Below are 13,189 nucleotides of genomic sequence, written 5' to 3' on the forward strand. Positions count from 1 at the left end.
CGGGAATCAGGTTTGAAGCATGGCTTCGTTAAAAGACCTTCGTAACCGTATCGCCTCGGTCAAGGCGACGCAGAAGATCACCAAGGCGATGCAGATGGTCGCCGCGGCGAAGCTGCGTCGCGCACAGGAAGCCGCCGAAGCCGCGCGCCCCTATTCGGAGCGCATGGGCGCGGTGCTGGCCAACATCACCCAGGCGATCGGCGGTGGCGGCGATGCTCCCGCGCTGATGACAGGCACCGGCAAGGATGACGTGCACCTGCTCGTCGTCTGCACCGCCGAGCGCGGCCTATGCGGCGGCTTCAATTCGCAGATCGCCCGTCTCGCCCGCGACCATATCCGCAAACTTCTGGCCGACGGCAAGCAGGTCAAGATCATCTGCGTCGGCAAGAAGGGCTTCGACATACTGCGCCGCGACTACGCGGCACTGATCCTCGACCGCGTCGATCTGCGCGAGGTCAAGACGCTGGGCTTCGTCAATGCCGACGCGATCGCCAAAAAGGTGATCAACCTCTTCAACGAGGGCGGCTTCGACATCTGCACGCTGTTCTATTCGCAGTTCAAGTCGGTGATCAGCCAGATCCCGACGGCGCAGCAGATCATCCCAGCCGGCGTGCCATCGGCTGCCGCCGTCGAGACGACGAATGGCGGCAACGCCGTCTATGAATATGAGCCGGAGCCGGGCGAAATCCTCTCCGACCTCATTCCGCGCAACATCTCGGTCCAGGTCTTCCGCGCGCTGCTCGAAAACGCAGCCGGCGAGATGGGCGCCAAGATGAGCGCCATGGACAATGCGACGCGCAACGCCGGCGACATGATCAACAAACTGTCGATCACCTACAACCGCCAGCGGCAGGCGCAGATCACCAAGGAATTGATCGAAATCATTTCGGGCGCCGAGGCGCTCTAGGCGCGCTCGCCAGGAGGTCTGCGACTTTCAGGCGGATTGCGTGAGAAACAAAGGACGAGAAGGGTAAAGACGATGGCGAAAGCAGCGACCCCCCAGAAGGCGGCTCCAAAGACCGCCGCGAAGGCGGCACCGGCAAAGGCTCCGGCAGCAGCGGCGAAGGCGGCTCCGGCCAAGAAGGCGGCCGCGCCCGCCAAGGCCGCCGCGGCCAAGGCGCCAAGCGTTTCCGTCAAGAAAACCGGCCTCGCCGGCAAGGTTCGCCAGGTCATCGGCGCTGTCGTCGACGTGCAGTTCGGCGAGCATCTGCCGGCGATCCTGAACGCGCTGGAAACGATCAATGTCGGCAATCGTCTCGTGCTCGAGGTTGCCCAGCACCTCGGCGAGAATACCGTGCGCTGCATCGCCATGGACTCGACCGAAGGCCTGGTCCGCGGCCAGGAAGTCTATGACACCGGCGCGCCGATCACCGTGCCGGTCGGCCCGGGCATGCTCGGCCGCATCATCAACGTTATCGGCGAGCCGGTCGACGAGGAAGGCCCGGTTAACGGCATCGAGATGCGCTCCATCCACCAGCCGGCTCCGACCTATGTCGAACAGTCGACGGAAGCGCAGATCCTGGTCACCGGCATCAAGGTGCTCGATCTGCTGGCGCCCTACGCTCGCGGCGGCAAGATCGGCCTGTTCGGCGGCGCCGGCGTCGGCAAGACGGTGCTGATCCAGGAACTGATCAACAACGTCGCCAAGGCGCATGGCGGCTTCTCGGTGTTCGCCGGCGTCGGCGAGCGCACCCGCGAAGGCAACGATCTCTATCACGAGTTCATCGAGTCCGGCGTCAACAAGAAGGGCGGCGGCGAAGGCTCCAAGGCAGCGCTCGTCTACGGCCAGATGAACGAGCCGCCGGGCGCGCGCGCCCGCGTCGGCCTGACCGGTCTGACGGTCGCCGAATATTTCCGCGACCAGGGCCAGGACGTGCTGTTCTTCGTTGACAACATCTTCCGCTTCACGCAGGCAGGCTCGGAAGTGTCGGCGCTGCTCGGTCGTATTCCTTCGGCCGTGGGCTATCAGCCGACGCTGGCCACCGACATGGGCGCGCTGCAGGAGCGCATCACCACCACCACCAAGGGTTCGATCACCTCGGTGCAGGCGATTTACGTGCCGGCCGACGATCTGACCGACCCGGCGCCGGCGACCTCGTTCGCCCACCTCGACGCGACGACCGTGCTCAACCGCGCGATCTCGGAAAAGGGCATCTACCCGGCGGTCGACCCGCTCGACTCGACCTCGCGCATGCTCGACCCGATGGTTGTCGGCGAGGAGCACTACCAGGTTGCCCGCCAGGTGCAGTCGATCCTCCAACGCTACAAGTCGCTGCAGGACATCATCGCCATCCTGGGCATGGACGAGCTCTCGGAAGAGGACAAGCAGACGGTGGCCCGCGCCCGCAAGATCGAGCGCTTCCTGTCGCAGCCCTTCTTCGTCGCCGAAGTGTTCACCGGCGCGCCGGGCAAGCTGGTCGACCTCGCCGACACCATCAAGGGCTTCAAGGGCCTCTGCAACGGCGACTACGACCATCTGCCGGAGGCAGCCTTCTACATGGTCGGCGGCATCGAAGAAGCGGTCGAGAAGGCACAGCGCCTCGCGGCTGAAGCGGCGTAATTGTTATGAGCGGCGGACAACCGTTTGCTCCTGGCGAACGTGTCCGCCTGCTTCGATTGGAAGACGAGTTCTTTTCGGGGATGGAAATGGACCCCGAAGATGTAACGAGACTCAAGAGCCTTGTCGGTTTGACATGGACCGTTGAGGACTTTCATGCCGAGCCGGGTACGGTCGAGTTGGTATTCACTCATGCTCCGGGAGACCCGTCTCCGCTGGATTGGGAGTGGGTCTGGGTGCCGCCTGAGTGGATAGAACGGGTAGAATGATGGCTGAAGCTTTCAAGTTTGAACTGGTTTCTCCGGAGCGCCTGCTGGTTTCCGAGCAGGTCGAGGCCGTCGTCATTCCGGGCGCCGAAGGCGAAATGACCGTCATGGCGCATCACGCGCCGGTCATGACCACGATCAAGCCGGGCGTGGTCACGGTGAAGACCGCTGCCGGCAAGGAAGAACGCTATGTGGTGTTCGGCGGCTTTGCCGACATCGTTCCGGCCGGCTGCACGCTGCTTGCCGAATCGGCTGTCGCCGTCGGCGACATCGACCGCGCCGAGCTTGCCCGCCGCATCCAGGAAGCCAAGGAAGACGCCGCCGACGCCAAGGACGACCAGGCCCGCAGCAAGGCGGAGCAGTTCCTTAGCCAGCTCACCACGCTGGAAGGCGCGATCCTGCCGGCGTAGAATTTCGCTATTATTGGCGATTGAAAAAGCGGGGGCTTGCCCCGCTTTTTCAATGGATGCCCAGCGCGGCGAGGACGAGGGCCGGCCCACCCTGCCTGAAATGGACGAGGTGGGTGGCCACGAGCTCGATCAGCGTCTGGCGCTCGGCGTGGTCCTTGGCGAAGCCGGCGAGATCGAACACAGCCGCCACCGTTTCGCCAGCCGACAGATGCCGAGTGCCGAGTGCGGCCAGGGCCAAGTCAAGCGGGTCGGTGAAATGGTTTTCCGGCAAGGTCCTGCCGCGCGCCTCGCAAGCGGCGATCCAGGCTGCGACGACCAGCGTCAGGTGCTCGGGGACAGCGCCGGCCTCGCTGCGCTCCATGGCGGAGGCGACGATGCGCTGCGGCAGTTTCTGGCTGCCGTCATTGGCGATCTGTGCCGTGCGGTGGGCGAGCGCGGTGTTCGAAAAGCGCTGGGCGAGCTGGGCGGTATAGTCCGCGGTGTCCAGCCCGGCATCCGCTGGCAGCGTCGGGATGGCCTCAGCCCACAATCGGTCGACGAATTGCCGGATCGCCGGATCGGCGAAGGCGCGGTCGACCGTCGCATGGCCGCTCAACAAGCCGAGATAGGCGATCGCCGAATGCGCGCCGTTGAGCAGCCTGAGCTTCATGTCCTCGAAAGGGCCGACATCGCCGACCATGGTGACGCCAAACTTTTCCCAGAAAGGCCTGCCGGCCGGGAAATCGTCCTCGATCACCCACTGCCGGAACGGCTCGGTCATCACAGGCCAGGCGTCCTCGACGCCGAGTTGGTCCGATATCCGCCTCCGGTCGGCATTGGTCGTCGCCGGCACGATGCGATCGACCATGCTCGACGGAAACGCCACCTCGTCGGCGATATGCTGGGCGAGCCTGGCATCGCCTGCGGCGAGCCTGGCATCACGCAGCGCGGCGAATTCGACCAGCAGCCGGTGCAGCGTCGCGCCATTGGTCGGGAGGTTGTCGCAGCAGAGCACGGTGAAGGGCTGACAGCCGGCGGCGCGGCGGCGCGCAAGCGATTCGGCGAGAAAACCATGCGCCGTCTTCGGCATATGCGGGTTCGCCAAATCGTGGACGATGTCGGGATGAGCCGCGTCGAGTTCGCCGCCGGCCGCCCGCAGATAAGCCTTTTCCGTGATCGTCAGCGTGACAATACGGGTGCGCGGATCGGTCAGCGCGGCCAGCACCGCGCTGGGATTCTCCGGCGCCACCAGCAGCGAGAGGATCGAACCTATGACGTGCAAGCTTTCGCCGCCGCTGTCCCTCACCGCCAGCGTGTAGAGGCCGTCCTGTGGCGCCAGCGCATCGCGTGTGTCGCCGCTGCGCAGCGAGACGCCGACAATGCCCCAATCCGTCTCGCCCTCCGCCAGACATTGATCGACATAGGCGGCCTGGTGAGCGCGATGGAAGGCGCCGACGCCGAGATGGACGATGCCGGGCGCGACGCGGGCGCGGTCATATGAGGGAACAGCGACCGAAGCCGGCAACGCCTGAACCGTGTCGTTGGAAAGTCTGCTCGTCATGGTGCGGCGTGTCCGGTCGGATTGCGTGGATCGTCATCAGGGATGATCGGCGGCGGCGTAACATCCGGCTCCGTTTCGTACAATGGGGCAGCTCACGCAAAGTCATCATACAACAATCCACTTTTTGTATGTTGACATTATTTCTCGCCGCCCCTACCGATGGTCCTTGGGAGGATCGAAATGGCAGGATTGACCGATCCGGATCTGCTGTTTGCTGGCGAGGGGAGGCCACTTTCGCTCGCCCGCGATCTCTATGCCGGCATCAAGGATCTGCCCATCGTCAGCCCGCACGGCCACACCGATCCGCGCTGGTATGCGCTGAACGAGGCGTTTCCCGACCCGGCGCAATTGCTTGTCGTGCCGGACCATTACATTTTCCGCATGCTGTTCAGCCAGGGCGTGCGCCTCGAAGATCTCGGCGTTTCGAGCCTGGACGGCTCACCGGCGGAGGCCGACGGCAGGGCGATCTGGCGGCGCTTTGCCGAGCACTATTATCTGTTTCGCGGCACGCCGACCCGCCTGTGGCTCGACCATGTGCTTGCCCATCTGTTCGGCATTGAAGAGCCGCTGAACGCGGCGACGGCCGACCGTCACTACGATACGATTGCGACGCTGCTGCAGTGGGAGAATTTCCGCCCGCGTGCTCTGTTCGAGCGCTTCAACATCGAGGTCATCGCGACGACGGACGGCGCGCTCGACGATCTCGGATGGCACAAGGCGATCCGCGACAGCGGCTGGGAAGGCCGCGTCGTTCCCACCTATCGGCCGGATGCAGTGATCGATCCGGACTTCGAGGGTTTTTCGGCCAATCTCGACCGGCTTGGCAAGATCAGCGGCTGCGATACCGGCAGTTGGACCGGCTATCTCGATGCGCATCGCCAGCGGCGCGCCTTCTTCAAGGGTTTTGGCGCAACCGCGTCCGATCATGGCCATCCGACGGCGGAGACCGCCAATCTGTCGGATGCCGCCGCGCAAGAGCTGTTCAACCGCATCCGCCGGGGTTCGGATGACGAGCGCGAGCGCAAACTGTTTCGCGCCCAAATGCTGACCGAGATGGCCAAGATGAGCCGCGACGACGGGCTGGTGATGCAAATCCATCCCGGCTCCTGGCGCAACCATTCACCTTCCATGTTTCAGAAGTTCGGCCGGGACAAGGGTTTCGATATCCCGACGCGGACGGACTATGTGACGGCGCTGAAGCCAATGCTCGACTGCGTCGGGCTGGAGCGCGACCTCACCATCGTTCTCTTCACGCTCGACGAGACCAGCTATGCCCGTGAACTGGCGCCGCTTGCCGGCGTCTATCCGGCGCTGAGGCTCGGGCCGGCCTGGTGGTTCCACGACAGCCCGGAAGGCATGCGCCGCTTCCGCGAGATGACCACGGAAACGGCCGGCTTCTACAACACCGTCGGCTTCAACGACGACACCCGCGCCTTTCCGTCCATCCCCGCCCGCCACGATGTGGCGCGCCGGGTCGACTGCGCTTATCTCGCCCGCCTCGTCGCCGAGCACCGGCTGCGTGAAGACGAGGCGCATGAGCTGGCAAAGGAACTCGCCTATATGCTCGCGAAAAAAGCTTATCGGCTCTGAAGGGGCAACTCGCCCGCAATGCAAAGGGAGGAAACCATGTTGCATTTTTCTAGACTGGCGGGAGCTACGCTGCTTGCCGCCGCACTGATGGCCGGAACGGCAAGCGCCCAGACGGTTCTGCGCTCGGCCGACACGCACCCGGACGGCTATCCGACGGTGGAGGCGGTCAAATATTTTGGCGAGCTTGTCAAGGAGCGGACGGCCGGCCGCTATGCGGTCGAGATCTATCCTTCCGCGCAGCTCGGTGAGGAAAAGGACACGATCGAGCAGGTGCGCGCCGGCGTGATCGACCTCAACCGCGTCTCGATGGCGCCGTTCAACGGGCTCATCCCCGAAACCACCGTGCCCTCGCTGCCCTACATCTTCCGCTCGGAAGACCATATGCGCAAGGTCATGGACGGAGCGGTCGGCGACCAGATCGCGGCGTCGTTCGAACGGGTCGGGCTGGTGCTGCTCGCCTTTTATGACGGCGGCGCGCGCTCCTTCTACAATTCGAAGAAGCCGATCAATTCTGTAGCCGATCTGGCCGGCATGAAGTTCCGCGTCATCCAGTCCGACATCTTCGTCGACATGGTGGCGGCACTCGGCGCCAACGCGACGCCGATGCCGTATGGCGAGGTGTATTCGGCGATCGAGACCGGGGTCATCGACGGCGCGGAGAATAATTTTCCGAGCTACGACACCGCCAAGCATGCGGAAGTCGCCAGGTTCTATTCGCTCGACGAGCACACGATGGTGCCGGAAGCCTTCGTCATGGCGAAGTCGAGCTGGGACAAGCTGACGCCGGAAGACCAGGCGATCTTCAAGGCGGCAGCCAAGGAAAGCGTCGCCAGGCAGCGCGAGCTATGGGCCGCCAAGGTCAAGGAATCGCGCGCCAAGGTCGAGGCGGCCGGTTCGCAGATCACAACCCCGGACAAGCAGCCCTTCATCGACGCGATGGGTCCGGTCTACGAGAAGCACGTCAAGGACGACAAGCTGAAGGCCATGGTCGAGGCCATCAAGGCCGTGCAGTGACCAAGCGGCGGCGCGGGCATTCCGCGCCGCCATCCTCTTGCGGAGAGAACCGGTGACCTCCAGCCCAGAACAGAGACCGCCCCTGTCCGGTGTTGCGCGCGTGATGTCGCGTGTCAGCACCGCGGCGCTGTGGATCGCCGGCATCGGGCTGGTGCTGATGACCGGCTTCGTCGCCTGGCAGGTGTTCGGCCGCTATGTTCTGAACCGCTCGCCGAGCTGGACCGAGCAGGGCTCGGTTATGCTGATGAGCTGGTTCATTTTCCTCGGCGCTGCCGTAGGGGTGCGCGAGAACTATCACCTCGGCTTCGACGTTCTGCTCTACGTGCTGCCGAAAGGCGGCAAGCGCTGGCTGAGGATGATCTCGGACCTCGTCGCGCTCGCCTTCGGCATCGGCATGATCTGGTATGGCAGCCAGCTTGTGGCACTGACCTGGGGCGCTACCTTGCCGTCGCTCGGCATATCGGGGGGCTGGGACTACGTCCCGCTGGTCGCGGGAGGCGTGCTCGTCGTGCTCTTCACGCTGGAGCGCATCGTGCTTCGCCTCTCCGGTGCGCCGATCGACGATGTGCTCGATGAACTGCCGCCGGCGGAAGTCGCAGCCGAACTCGACACAGCGAATGTGAAGGTCTGACGCCATGGAACTCTGGATCCTCTTCGGCGTCTTCACCCTTCTGATGCTTATCGGCACGCCGATCGCTTTCTGCCTCGGCGTCGCAAGCTTTGCCACCGTCCTCTACATGGGCCTGCCGCCGCTCATCGTCTTCCAGCGCCTGAATTCCGGCATGAGCGTTTTTTCGCTGCTGGCCATTCCCTTCTTCATCTACGCCGGCGACTTGATGGTGCGCGGCGGCATCGCCAGCAAGATCGTTGCCTTCGCCGGCTCGCTCGTCGGCCATTTGCGCGGCGGCCTGGGGCAGGTCAACATCGCGACCGCTACGCTGTTCGGCGGCATTTCGGGCTCCGCGGTGGCCGAGGCTGCGGCGGTAGGCGGCTTGATGATCCCGCAGATGAAGGCGCGTGGATATGGAGCGGATTACGCCGTCAACGTCACGTCGATGGCGGCGCTGATCGCGCTGCTCCTGCCGCCGTCGCACAACATGATCATCTACTCGATCTCGGCAGGCGGAAAGATCTCCATCGCCGACCTGTTCACGGCCGGCATCATTCCGGGCCTGCTATTGGCCCTGTCACTGATGGTCACCGCCTATTTCGTGGCGCGCTCCCGCGGCTACCCGACCGAGCCGTTTCCGGGCTTCACCGCCGTTGCGCATCTCTTCGCTGTCGCCGTGCCCGGCCTGCTGTTGATCGCGATCATCTTCGGCGGCGTACGATCGGGCGTTTTCACGGCGACCGAGAGTTGCTGCATCGCCGTCATCTATGCGTTGCTGGTTACTGTATTCGTCTACCGGCAGATGACTTGGGAAGGTTTCGTCCACGCCACCCATGGTGCCGTGCGCACCACGGCCATGGTGCTGCTCATCATCGGCATGGCGGCGTCGTTCTCGTGGCTGATGGCCTTCCTGAAAGTGCCGGCAGCGCTCATAGCCTCCATGAACGCGATCTCGGAAGATCCGCTGGTGGTGCTTCTTCTGCTCAACGTCTTGATGCTGTTCCTCGGCACCTTCATGGACATGGGGCCGACCATCATCATCTGCACGCCGATCTTTCTGCCCGTGGCACAGGCCTACGGCGTCGATCCGGTGCATTTCGGCGTCATCATGATCCTCAACTTCGGCATCGGGCTGAACACGCCGCCGGTGGGCGCGGTGCAGTTCGTGGCGTGCGCAGTGGGCAAGATATCCGTCTGGGAAGCGATGCGCTCGATCTGGCCGTTCTATGGGGCGGGCCTCGTGGTACTGGGGCTCGTCACTTACATTCCGGCCATCTCGCTATGGCTGCCGAGCGTGTTCAAATAGGGATAGGCAATGGCATCGGACATGGCGACCAGCCTGAAGGTCGAACGCAAGCCAAAGCTTTCGGAAACCGTTGTCACGGCGCTTCGAAAGCAGCTGCATGCGGGCGAGATCCTACCGGGGCAGAAGCTGCCGACAGAGGGCCAGCTGACCGAAACCTTCGGCGTCAGCCGCACCGTCATCCGCGAGGCGCTGGCCAAGCTTGCCGCCGACGGCCTGGTCGAGCCGCGCCAGGGCGCCGGCGTTTTCGCCACCGAGCATATTTCGACGATGTTCGGCGCGCTGGCCGCCGACATGGGAGCCAAGGATTCGATCGCGCTCAACGTGCTCGAAGTGCGGCTGGCGATCGAGATCGAATCCGCCGGGCTTGCCGCCGTCCGCCGCAATGCGGCGCAGGAAGCGGCGATCCAGGAAGCCTTCTTCGAGTTCGAGCGGCTGCTGCTTGCCAGCGAGCCGACAGGTCCGGCCGACCTCGCCTTCCATCGGGCGATCGCCAGCGCCACCAACAACCCGTTCTATGTCGAGATGCTCGACGTGCTGGGACGACGCGCCATTCCCTGCGACGTGACCTCGCCCTGGTCCACCGAACTTGCCCAGTCCGACGTCTATCAGCGCGGGCTGCAACGCGAGCATCTGGTGATCCTGAACGCCATCACCGCGGGCGAGGCCGAGGCGGCCCGCGAGGCCATGCGCGCGCATCTCAGCGCCAGCCAGCAGCGCTATCGCGAGCGCCTGCACGCAAGACAGGTTTTTTATGCCGATTCGGTCAGGGCCGCGGCAACCGAATGATCATCTCGAAGTCAGGGCAGCAATGAATCAGATTCATAATCAAACGGACTTCACATCCCGCTTCGCCATCGATCCTGTCGCCGCGGCGGCGATGGGAACGGACGAGCTTCGTCACAATTTCCTGATCGAAGGCCTGTTTCAGCCCGACCGCATCAGTCTGACCTATTCCCACTACGATCGCATGATCGTCGGTGGCGCCATGCCCGCCGAAACGCCGCTGCCGCTCGAAGCGATCAAGCCGACGGGGACGAGAAATTTTCTCGACCGCCGCGAAATGATCGCCGTCAACGTCGGCGGCGCCGGCATCGTGAAGGCCGGCGGCCAGTCCTACGCATTGCAGGCGCGCGATATGCTCTATCTCGGCATGGGCACCAGCGACGTGTCGTTCGCATCGGCTAACCCAGCTGAGCCGGCCAAGTACTATCTGGTCAGCGCGCCGGCGCATCAGAGCCATCCCAGCAGGCTGATCCGCATCGGCGACGCCAAACGGCTCGATCTCGGCAGCCAGGCGACTTGCAATGAACGCTCGATCTTCCAGTTCATCCATGCCGACGGCGTAAAAACCTGCCAGCTGGTCGTCGGCATGACGCAACTTGCGCCGGGCTCGGTCTGGAACACCATGCCATGCCACGTGCATGACCGGCGCATGGAGGCCTATCTCTATTTCGACCTGCCGGCAGCGGCGCGCGTGTTCCATTTCATGGGCGAGCCCGACGAAACCCGCCATCTGGTCATGCGCAACGAGCAGGCCGTGTTGTCGCCGGGCTGGTCGATCCACTCGGGCGCCGGCACGTCCAACTACGCCTTCATCTGGGCGATGGCCGGCGACAATGTCGACTATACCGATGTCGATCCGGTGGCGATGGAAGAGCTGCGGTGAACGCTGCTTTCAGCCTGGCCGGCAAGCGCATTCTTGTCACCGGCGCCAACACCGGCATCGGCCAGGGCATCGCTGTCTCGATCGCGCGTGCCGGCGGCGCGGTGGTCGGCGTCGGCCGCTCGGCGATGGACGACACGGCACGCAAGGTCGCGGCAGCAGGCGGGACGTTTGTGGCGGTGGCCGCCGACCTTGCCGATCCCGCTGCCGCCGCCAGCATGCTCGACGGCGTCTGGGACGAGAATGGGCCGCTCGACGGGCTGGTCAACAATGCCGGCATCATCCGGCGCGCCGATGCGGTCGAATTGACCGACGCCGACTGGGACGAGGTGATGGACATCAATTTGAAGACGGTCTTTTTCCTCTGCCAGAGCTTCGCCAGACGCGTGCTTGCCGGCGGACGCACCGGCAAGATCGTCAACATCGCATCGGTGCTGAGCTTCCAGGGCGGCATCCGCGTCGCCTCCTACACCGCCTCGAAACATGGCGTGGTCGGCATCACGCGGCTGCTCGCCTGCGAATGGGCGCCAAAAGGCATCAACGTCAACGGCATCGCGCCCGGCTACATCGAGACCAACAACACCGAGGCGCTGCGCGCCGATCCCGACCGCAGCGCTTCGATCCTGTCGCGCATTCCGGCTGGACGCTGGGGTGCGCCGGAAGACATCGGCGACGCGGCGGTCTTCCTGCTGGCGCCGGCGTCCAACTACATGCATGGCGCGGTGATGCCGGTGGACGGTGGCTGGCTGGCGCGCTAGGCTGCAAGCCGTGATTAAGGGGGCAAGTCGTGGTGAGAGCTTGGCGATAACCGGGACGAAGACCTTTTCGCATGCCGGCGAGGGTGCGTGGACGCCGATGTCGGACGGCATTCGCAGACGCATTCTCCTGCACACGGACGAGCTGATGATGGTCGAGTTCGCTTTCGACAAGGGCGGCGTCGGTGCATTGCATTCGCACCCGCATGTCCAGGCGAGCTACGTTGCCGAAGGCCGTTTCGAGGTCACCATCGACGGCAGGACCGAGATCCTGGAAGCCGGGAGCTGCTTCATCGTCCCTTCCAATCTCGTCCACGGCGCCAAGGCGCTCGAAGCGGGTCGCCTGGTCGACAGCTTTACGCCGCACCGCGCCGACTTTCTCGCCTGACGGCATTTTTGCAAACGAAATCCCGCGCCTCCGAAGAGGCGCGGGCTGTTGCCTGGGCGCCTTGCGGCGCCGCGGTACTCGAAACATCACCGCAGGGCCCGAAGCTGCCGGATCTTGGTGAAGATAGGATTAACCGGCCAGAGTTGGTGCGATATCCGTACCCAGAGAGGATAGGGCTGGAATCACGGTCCCATATCAGCCAATGAGGGAGATGTTTTTTCAGGCGGCGCCGACGGAGACAGGATTTGAAGGGTGTTCGAATGTTCGAATCTGCTGTCAAGGCAGTCACCTCGCGATTCGCCAGGGAACTTCGGCGGGTCGTGTCGCCGCTGTCCTTGAAAAGGCGAAAGCAGACACAGGCGAACGGAAACGACACGTTTCCGAACAGAATTTTCATCGCGGGTTGCGCACGAAGCGGAACAACCCTGACACAGCAGTTGATGGGATGTTTCGGGGACACCTTCGTCTATCCGCCCGAAGCGCGCCATGCGATGTTGGATATGCTGGATCGGCCGGAATCCAATCTCGTCGTCAAGCGCGCCTCCCGCAGCTATGTCCATCTCGCGAAACTGCCCGCTGCCATCGGGCTGATCTATTGCGTGCGCCATCCCTTCGACGTGCTCACCAGTTCGCATCCGCAAACAAGGGGGTTGCGCCGGTTCCATGTCACGCCCGAGCGCTGGTTGGCCGAATACGACGCGCTGATACGGCTGAAAAAGGCGCAGCCGCATCGACAGGTCCTTTATGTTCGCTACGAAGACATGATCGGCGAGCCGGATGCCGTGCAGGAAAGAATCGCGCGGTCGTTCGGGTTGGCGCTGCGGATTCGCTTCAGCGAGAATCCGAACAACCCGATCCGGACAACCTCGCTCAGAAAATGGGAAAGGAACGAAGAATTCCTGACCTATCTGCATAGCCTGCCGCCGACATTTCTCAGCCGCGTGGAACGCTTCTGCGGCGAGTTCGGCTATGACATGCCGGCCGATCCGGGTCGATAAGATCGCGAACGGTTGGCCGCCTCTGAATGGGCGGTTGATCTGGTCCCGCTGCGACTTGTTCCTGTTGTGGTTCGATGACAGCTGCGCTAAGG

General features: G+C 63.8%; 13 protein-coding genes. 12 read left to right on the forward strand and 1 reads right to left on the reverse strand.

Features of this window, described 5'->3' with window-relative positions:
* The first annotated feature begins 19 nt into the window (after positions 1-19).
* From MESS2_RS07940 to MESS2_RS07955, 3 genes are all read left to right on the forward strand, one after another.
* Positions 20-907, forward strand: a complete 888-nt coding sequence (locus tag MESS2_RS07940; protein ID WP_008873652.1) for a F0F1 ATP synthase subunit gamma — start codon at positions 20-22, stop codon at positions 905-907.
* A gap of 72 nt (positions 908-979) precedes the next feature.
* A complete protein-coding gene (atpD, locus tag MESS2_RS07945; protein WP_008873653.1) occupies positions 980-2,560 on the forward strand; it encodes a F0F1 ATP synthase subunit beta in 1,581 nt (526 codons plus the stop codon).
* Between the two features lie 265 nt (positions 2,561-2,825).
* Complete coding sequence (locus MESS2_RS07955; RefSeq protein ID WP_008873655.1) at positions 2,826-3,233, forward strand: F0F1 ATP synthase subunit epsilon; 408 nt, start codon at positions 2,826-2,828, stop codon at positions 3,231-3,233.
* A gap of 49 nt (positions 3,234-3,282) precedes the next feature.
* Here the strand turns inward: MESS2_RS07955 and MESS2_RS07960 are convergent, their stop codons facing one another.
* Entirely contained in the window at positions 3,283-4,773 is a 1,491-nt protein-coding gene (locus MESS2_RS07960; RefSeq protein ID WP_008873656.1) for a mannitol dehydrogenase family protein, read from the reverse strand.
* Positions 4,774-4,953: 180 nt separating this feature from the next.
* Between MESS2_RS07960 and uxaC the strand changes: the two genes are divergently transcribed.
* From uxaC to MESS2_RS08005, 9 genes are all read left to right on the forward strand, one after another.
* Positions 4,954-6,363, forward strand: coding sequence for a glucuronate isomerase (uxaC, locus tag MESS2_RS07965; protein WP_008873657.1), 1,410 nt, complete (start codon positions 4,954-4,956; stop codon positions 6,361-6,363).
* Between the two features lie 36 nt (positions 6,364-6,399).
* On the forward strand, positions 6,400-7,377 hold the full coding sequence (locus MESS2_RS07970; RefSeq protein WP_008873658.1) for a TRAP transporter substrate-binding protein: 978 nt from the start codon (positions 6,400-6,402) through the stop codon (positions 7,375-7,377).
* Between the two features lie 103 nt (positions 7,378-7,480).
* Positions 7,481-8,008: a TRAP transporter small permease gene (locus tag MESS2_RS07975; RefSeq protein WP_157357642.1), complete on the forward strand. Its 528-nt coding sequence runs from the start codon at positions 7,481-7,483 to the stop codon at positions 8,006-8,008.
* 4 nt (positions 8,009-8,012) lie between these two features.
* Entirely contained in the window at positions 8,013-9,293 is a 1,281-nt protein-coding gene (locus MESS2_RS07980; protein WP_008873660.1) for a TRAP transporter large permease, read from the forward strand.
* A gap of 9 nt (positions 9,294-9,302) precedes the next feature.
* Positions 9,303-10,079, forward strand: coding sequence for a FadR/GntR family transcriptional regulator (locus MESS2_RS07985; protein WP_008873662.1), 777 nt, complete (start codon positions 9,303-9,305; stop codon positions 10,077-10,079).
* 22 nt (positions 10,080-10,101) lie between these two features.
* Positions 10,102-10,959, forward strand: coding sequence for a 5-dehydro-4-deoxy-D-glucuronate isomerase (kduI, locus tag MESS2_RS07990; RefSeq protein ID WP_008873663.1), 858 nt, complete (start codon positions 10,102-10,104; stop codon positions 10,957-10,959).
* Complete coding sequence (gene kduD / locus MESS2_RS07995) at positions 10,956-11,714, forward strand: 2-dehydro-3-deoxy-D-gluconate 5-dehydrogenase KduD (protein WP_008873664.1); 759 nt, start codon at positions 10,956-10,958, stop codon at positions 11,712-11,714. Before kduI ends, kduD begins: the two co-directional genes overlap by 4 nt.
* A gap of 46 nt (positions 11,715-11,760) precedes the next feature.
* Positions 11,761-12,099, forward strand: a complete 339-nt coding sequence (locus MESS2_RS08000; RefSeq protein WP_040592504.1) for a cupin domain-containing protein — start codon at positions 11,761-11,763, stop codon at positions 12,097-12,099.
* Between the two features lie 245 nt (positions 12,100-12,344).
* Positions 12,345-13,097, forward strand: a complete 753-nt coding sequence (locus tag MESS2_RS08005; protein ID WP_167332434.1) for a sulfotransferase family protein — start codon at positions 12,345-12,347, stop codon at positions 13,095-13,097.
* The last annotated feature ends 92 nt before the right edge of the window (positions 13,098-13,189 follow it).

The sequence above is a fragment of the Mesorhizobium metallidurans STM 2683 genome (assembly GCF_000350085.1).
GTDB classification, from domain to species: Bacteria; Pseudomonadota; Alphaproteobacteria; order Rhizobiales; family Rhizobiaceae; genus Mesorhizobium; species Mesorhizobium metallidurans.